The sequence below is a fragment of the Bacillus haikouensis genome (assembly GCF_013179555.1).
Classification (GTDB): Bacteria; Bacillota; Bacilli; order Bacillales; family Bacillaceae_B; genus Rossellomorea; species Rossellomorea haikouensis_A.
The window spans coordinates 1-6,172 of sequence record NZ_JABMCR010000238.1 but is presented as its reverse complement, the minus strand read 5'-3'; the positions used below and the strand labels follow the sequence as shown (position 1 = coordinate 6,172).

Annotated in this window: 5 protein-coding genes; all 5 read left to right on the top strand. The window is 42.6% G+C overall.

Annotation, left to right across the window (positions count from 1 at the left end; translation table 11 throughout):
* Positions 1-327: 327 nt before the first annotated feature.
* Positions 328-1,560 (top strand): sugar ABC transporter substrate-binding protein, encoded by a 1,233-nt coding sequence (locus HP456_RS18270; protein ID WP_172253746.1) that lies wholly within the window; start codon positions 328-330, stop codon positions 1,558-1,560.
* Between the two features lie 261 nt (positions 1,561-1,821).
* Positions 1,822-2,721, top strand: coding sequence for a carbohydrate ABC transporter permease (locus HP456_RS18265; protein ID WP_172253744.1), 900 nt, complete (start codon positions 1,822-1,824; stop codon positions 2,719-2,721).
* A 33-nt stretch (positions 2,722-2,754) separates the two neighbouring features.
* Positions 2,755-3,573 (top strand): carbohydrate ABC transporter permease, encoded by an 819-nt coding sequence (locus tag HP456_RS18260; protein WP_172253742.1) that lies wholly within the window; start codon positions 2,755-2,757, stop codon positions 3,571-3,573.
* Between the two features lie 377 nt (positions 3,574-3,950).
* Positions 3,951-5,606 (top strand): glycoside hydrolase family 13 protein, encoded by a 1,656-nt coding sequence (locus tag HP456_RS18255; protein WP_172253740.1) that lies wholly within the window; start codon positions 3,951-3,953, stop codon positions 5,604-5,606.
* 91 nt (positions 5,607-5,697) lie between these two features.
* A partial coding sequence (locus HP456_RS18250; protein WP_172253738.1) for a LacI family DNA-binding transcriptional regulator occupies positions 5,698-6,172 on the top strand: 475 nt, incomplete at its 3' end.

Below are 6,172 nucleotides of genomic sequence, written 5' to 3'. Positions count from 1 at the left end.
CAATTAACAGTTGAGTCGAATTATAAGGCTAATACAACTTATAGTCAATACAGATATCCAATCTGAAAAAATTCCATAAACCTATATTCATAAGTGTTTTACAGGTATAAACTTTTTTATCCGGGTCTCGTCCATGATTAGAAAACTATTTTTTTAAAAAGTGGTTGAAAGCGGATTCACGTTTGATTATAATATAGTCATCGAAACGTTTCAATAAACTTGAGTGATTTCCTTGTATCACTTTTACGCATACTGACAACGGGGATTCCTCTGGCATGCTTTACCATTTTGAAGAAAATACAATAATAATTGAATGGAGATGGGAGAATGAGAAAGAAAACGTGGACACTGTTACTAGTCGCTATGCTGGCTTTATCTGCTGCACTGGCAGGCTGTGGAGGCGGCGGTGAGTCAAAGGACGGCAAAAAAGAAATTACCGTCTGGGCAATGGGTGAAGAAGGCAAGAAACTGAAAGAAATGGCGTCTAAGTTTGAAGAAGAAAACAAGGATATCTCAGTAAAAGTACAAGCGATTCCTTGGGGCAACGCCCACGATAAGCTTCTGACAGCCGTTGCTTCAGGCAACGGCCCGGACGTTCTTCAATTAGGTACGACATGGGTGCCTGAATTCGCTGACGCTGGTGCTCTATTGGACTTAACACCTCATTTAGAAGATTATCCTGAATTCAAGCCTGAGAATTTCTTCGAAGGTTCCGTTACTTCTATGAAATATGACGATCAAATCGTCGGAGTTCCATGGTACATCGATACACGTGTTTTATACTATCGTACAGATCTATTGAAAGAAGTCGGTTATGACAAAGCTCCTGCTACATGGGATGAAATGAAAGATGCAGCTGAAAAGCTGAATGCAAGAGGAGATGACATGTACGGACTTGATATTGACCGAAATGACCAGATCACTCCTTTCATCTTTGCTTGGCAAAATGGATATGAGTTCGAAGGCAAGGACAACATGAATTTCGACAGTCCTGAATTTAAAGAAGCAACTGAATACTATGCAAGCTACTTCAAAGAAGGATTAAGCCCCACTGCAGAAGGAATCGATATCGTACAAGCGTTCAAGAGCGGATCGAAACCGATGTTCTTCAGCGGTCCTTGGATGATCAATATCATTAACGACCAGGCGCCTGACCTGAAAGACAAATGGGCTGTAGCGGAAATGCCGAAGAAAGAAACAAACACTTCAAGCATGGGCGGATCGAACCTTTCGATCTTTCACAACTCTGAAAATGTTGATGAATCACTCAAATTCGTCTCTTATATGAACGAGGTAGAAACGCAAATGGAATGGCTTGAAATTTCCAACACTCTTCCTTCACGCACAGAAGCATGGGAAGAGCCTAAGCTGAAAGAAGATCCATTACTATCCGTTTTCGGTAAGCAACTCGAAAACACAAAAGCATCACCACAGATCAAAGAATTTGAAAAAATCGCCCAGGAATTCCTTTCTTCCATTGAAAGAATCACCGTCGGCGATGCAGATATCGATAAAGAACTCGAACAATTCAACAAAAAAGCAAACGAAATCGTAGAATAAAAACAAAAAGCGGAGGCGGCTCGACCAGCCCCGACAAGCGTTGGAAGTCCGGCCGGTGAAGTCGTTCTTTGACTTCACTGGACGGACTGAAACGTCTCGAGGGGCTAGCCGCCCCCGGAGCTGGACAATTCTTTAAAATACTAAAAAGCATTCGCTACAATAAGGAAGAAAGCTGGAGTTACAGGCACATCCCCATAAGGGATTGCCTTAACTCCATTTTTAAAATAACCCTTGCGCGGTGTTTTAGTTAGGTGGGATATCATGAGCAATGGATTAAAAAGCTTGAGAACAAATAAACATCCATACGTGTTTATTGCCCCTGCAGTGATCATTTTAGCAGTTTTTAGTATTGTTCCGATCATTGTGGCCTTTCTTATCAGTTTCACTGATTTGGATTTGGCAGGACTAGCCAATTGGTCAAATGTGAACTTTATCGGTCTGGAGAACTACTCTGCATTGATTTCGGATGAACTGTTTCATAAATCTATATACAATACGTTCTTCTATGTCATCATCGGAGTTCCCCTCGTCATTGTTTTTTCTTTAGGGATCGCACTGCTCCTCAATTACGGGACAAGCAAGCTGTTCACTGTGTTCAGAGGCGTATACTATATGCCTTCTATCACAAACATCATCGCAGTTGCAGTCATCTGGGGATTCCTCTATAACACGGAGTATGGACTATTTAACTATTTACTATCATTACTGGATGCAGAGAAGATTCCTTGGTTAGGAGAGCCAACGATTGCCAAACTATCGTTGATTGTTTTAGCTGTATGGAAGGGGATCGGGATCAACATGATCATCTTTCTCGCTGCACTGCAGGGCATTCCTAAATCCTATTATGAAGCAGCAGAAATGGACGGTGCCAACCGCTGGCAGGTTCTTTGGAATGTGACGATCCCATTGTTGCGCTACGCTACCTTCTTCGTTACCGTTACAACTCTGATCGGCTGGCTTCAATTCTTCGAGGAGCCATTCGTCATGACAAACGGCGGGCCGTTGGATGGAACGATTTCAATGGCGCTGTTTATTTATCAAAGAGGCTTCCAGTTCAGTGAATTTGGTTACGCAGCAGCAGGTTCATTCATCTTGTTCGTGTTCATCATCGTCATTACGTTGGTTCAATTTAAGATTAGAAAATCTGATACAGAATACTAAGTTTTAAAATTTACCAGTATCGGGGTTGAAATTATGAAAACATTTAAAATGGAACGGCTATTTGTAATCACCTTGCTGATTTTGGGGGGGATCATCGTGTCTGTTCCTTTCATCTGGATGATCTCAAGTTCATTCAAACCTGAAAGCGAAGTCCTGCAAATACCGCCGACATTGATTCCGGAAAATCCGACGCTCGAAAACTACGTCAATCTGTTTGAAAGCATGAACTTCGGCATCTATTTACGGAACACTTTGATCATTGTTCTTTTCTCTTTTGTCGGTTTATTCTTCAACGCCATGGCCGGCTACGGATTTGCAAAGTATCAATTCAAAGGCAAGGAAAAAATCTTTTACATTGTGCTGGCTACGATGATGATCCCGGCACAGGTGACAATGATTCCCGTTTACTTGATTTTAAATGAAATGGGTCTTACGAATACAATGACAGGTATCGTACTTCCTGGACTTGCTGCTGCCTTCAGTATCTTCCTGTTCAGACAGTTCATGACGACGATTCCGACAGATTTAATCGAAGCAGCCCGTCTCGATGGCGCCGGGGAATTTTATATCTTCTTCCGATTGATCGTGCCGATTGCGAAACCGATCTTTGCGGTGCAGGGTATCCTTACTTTTATCGGTGCGTGGAACAGCTTCTTATGGCCGCTGATCATCGCGAATGATGAGAGTCTATATACATTGTCTGTAGGACTTTCCCTTCTGCAAGGTCAATATGCCAATAACTTTGGGTTACAAATGGCAGGCGCTGCATTTATGGTTGTGCCGATCATCATTATCTTCTCTTTCTTCCAGAAGTATATTGTGGAAGGATTTACAATGTCGGGGATTAAGTAAGATTGTTTAGGTAAAGGCGGGAGAGTTTTTTACAAGGTACACTGATTTGTTTTGTACCTGGTACAATGACTTTGTTTTGTACCTGGTACAATGACTTTGTTTTGTACCTGGTACACTAGCCTTGTTTTGCACCTGGTACACTCTGTTTCTTGAATGGTGGCGGGATTCATTTCGTTGAGATGGGCCGGGCACCATTTGGTTTATTTTGAACCAGGTTCAGGTTGAATTTTTGGTGCCAGGCACGAATCGGCGGTTTTGTTCCTGGTACAATTATAAGTTTTTGTGACAGAAACATCTCCACAAATCTGGTCCGGCACCAAAGCATTCTCCCCTCACCCGGCAATAAACGACAAAGCCAAAGCACATTAGGAGGATTTATGAATAAAAAATGGTGGCACCAATCAACAGTCTATCAAATATATCCACGCAGTTTTAACGATCATGATGGAGACGGGATAGGGGATATTCCCGGTATCATTGAGAAACTTGATTATCTCGCTTTTTTAGGGATCGATATCATCTGGCTCAGTCCTGTGTATCAATCACCGAATGACGATAATGGCTATGATATCAGCGATTACTATGAAATCATGAGTGATTTCGGTACGATGGAGGATATGGACAGGCTGATTGAAGAAGCCAGCAAAAGAGACATCCATATTATGATGGATCTAGTTATCAATCATACGTCCGATGAGCATCCATGGTTCATCGAATCACGTAAATCGAAGGAAAACCCATACCGTGATTATTATGTATGGAGAGAAAGCAGCGATAATGGTCCCCCGAGTGATATCACTTCCGTTTTCAGCGGGCCGGCATGGGAATATGATGACGCAACCGGTGAGTACTACTTTCATCTTTTCAGTAAAAAGCAGCCGGACCTCAACCTTCATAACAATGATGTCAGAAAACATCTTTATACGATGATGAAGTTCTGGCTCGATAAAGGAGTCAGCGGCTTCCGTATGGATGTGATCGATTTAATCGGGAAAGAGATCGATGACAAGACACTGACCGACGGGCCTATGCTTCACGACTACCTGCATGAAATGAATAGAGAGGTTCTGTCCAGCCAACCGACCATAACCGTCGGGGAAACTCCTTCTGCCACTCCTGAAACGGCAAAGCTGTATACCGGGGAAGGTCGGAATGAGCTCGATATGGTCTTTACATTTCAGCATATGTCGCTTGACGAAATTGAAGGAAAAGGAAAATGGGCGTTGAAACCCTTGGATTTACTGGATTTAAAAAAGACACTGAGCAAATGGCAGACTGAGCTTCATCAAAAAGGGTGGAACAGTTTGTATTGGAACAACCACGATCAGCCGAGAATCGTATCCAGATGGGGAAATGACTGCGAGTACCGTGTTGAATCGGCGAAGATGCTTGCTACCCTCCTTCATATGATGCAGGGAACTCCATACGTCTACCAAGGAGAAGAAATCGGAATGACCAACATCGTTCTCGATGATATCCGCGACTACAGGGATATCGAAACGATCAATTACTATAACGAAAAAATATCGGAAGGCGTTCCCCATGAAGTCATTATGAAATCGATTCTTGTAAAAGGACGGGATAACGCCAGGACACCTTTCCAATGGGACTCCAGTCTTCACGGCGGCTTCACAACCGGGACACCGTGGCTTGAAGTGAATGAAAACTACAAGAAAATTAACGCAGAAGACGCTCTAAGGGACAAAGATTCCATTTTTCACCATTATAAAAAACTGATTCAGCTAAGAAAAGAACACGACATCATCGTAGATGGTAAATATGAGCTGATTTTGGAAGATCATTCTGAAATATTCGCTTATACGAGAACATCAGGAAGCGAAAAACTTCTCATCATTGCGAATTTTTATGGCGGAAGTCCTGAATTAGCGCTTCCATCCGAGTATCTAAATGCCGATACCGAATTAATGATCAGCAATTATTCCGATTCAGCTGTTCACCCATCAAAACTTAACATACTGAGACCTTATGAAACAGTGGTCTATTCTATCAGATATGGAAATCACCAAAACTAATAAAACGCTTTCAATCCATACCAATAATTGTATAATGTATTAGAACACAACAATGATAAGGGTTTGTCTTATTTTAAGAGGATGTGAACACATGGCAACCATTAAAGACGTAGCCAAGCTCTCAGGTGTCGCAGTTTCCACTGCTTCGTATGCGCTGAACAACAGCCCGAAGGTCAGCGAGGAAACACGGCAAAAAGTTTTGGCTGCAGCAAAACAATTAAATTACCAAAAAAACGGGCTCGCTTCCGACCTTAAACGGACGAGCACGAATACAATCGCATTGATCCTCAGTGACCTGTCAGGTCCCTATTACTCTGAATTAATAAAAGGAGTCCAGGATGTCGCATCAACAAACGGATATGACCTGATCGCCTGCAGTTCGATCGGCGGTGCTCAATCCACCGCAGTAAAATTCCTCAGGGAAAAACGTGTGGACGGCGTCATCATACTTGCTCATAACATCGATGACGAAACCATCCTTGATTCTGCCCGCGAAGGGTTTCCGATTGTCGTCCTTGACCGGAGTGTGCGAAATAATCATGTCGTTCAAATTGAAGTCGATAACG

Coding starts and splice junctions, on each gene's coding strand:
- HP456_RS18260 (WP_172253742.1), top strand. CDS start 2,755: ATGAAAACATTTAAAATGGAACGGCTATTTGTAATCACCTTGCTGATT.
- HP456_RS18255 (WP_172253740.1), top strand. CDS start 3,951: ATGAATAAAAAATGGTGGCACCAATCAACAGTCTATCAAATATATCCA.
- HP456_RS18265 (WP_172253744.1), top strand. CDS start 1,822: ATGAGCAATGGATTAAAAAGCTTGAGAACAAATAAACATCCATACGTG.
- HP456_RS18270 (WP_172253746.1), top strand. CDS start 328: ATGAGAAAGAAAACGTGGACACTGTTACTAGTCGCTATGCTGGCTTTA.